Annotated in this window: 1 protein-coding gene; it reads right to left on the reverse strand. The window is 72.1% G+C overall.

Going from position 1 to position 635, the window contains the following annotated elements; translation table 11 throughout:
• Positions 1–635: ATP-grasp domain-containing protein (locus tag KWI83_RS37835; protein ID WP_218518894.1), on the reverse strand; the 635-nt coding region annotated here is incomplete at both ends.

Here is a 635-nt window from a genome sequence, read left to right on the forward strand (position 1 = left end):
AGGTCGATCCCGGCGACCTCCTCGGTCACCGGGTGCTCCACCTGGAGGCGGGTGTTGACCTCCAGGAAGGAGATCGTGCCGTCGAGGCCGACCAGGAACTCCACCGTGCCCGCGCCGACGTATCCGGCCTCCTTGAGGATGGCCTTCGAGGCGCGGTACAGCTCGGCGACCTGGGCCTCAGACAGGAACGGCGCCGGGGCCTCCTCGACCAGCTTCTGGTGCCGCCGCTGGAGTGAACAGTCACGGGTGGAGACGACCACCACGTTGCCGTGCTGGTCGGCCAGGCACTGGGTCTCCACGTGCCGGGGTCTGTCCAGGTACCGCTCGACGAAGCACTCGCCCCGGCCGAACGCGGCGACCGCCTCGCGGACCGCCGAGTCGTACAGCTCGGGCACCTCTTCGAGGGTCCTGGCGACCTTCAGACCACGGCCACCGCCGCCGAACGCGGCCTTGATGGCGATCGGCAGCCCGTGCTCCTCGGCGAAGGCGACGACCTCCTCCGCGCCGCTCACCGGATCGGGCGTACCGGCGACGAGCGGGGCGCCCGCGCGCTGGGCGATGTGCCGGGCCGCCACCTTGTCGCCCAGGTCGCGGATCGCCTGCGGCGGCGGCCCGATCCAGATCAGCCCGGCGTC

The sequence above is a fragment of the Streptomyces sp. TRM70350 genome (assembly GCF_019219825.1).
Lineage (GTDB): Bacteria > Actinomycetota > Actinomycetes > Streptomycetales > Streptomycetaceae > Streptomyces.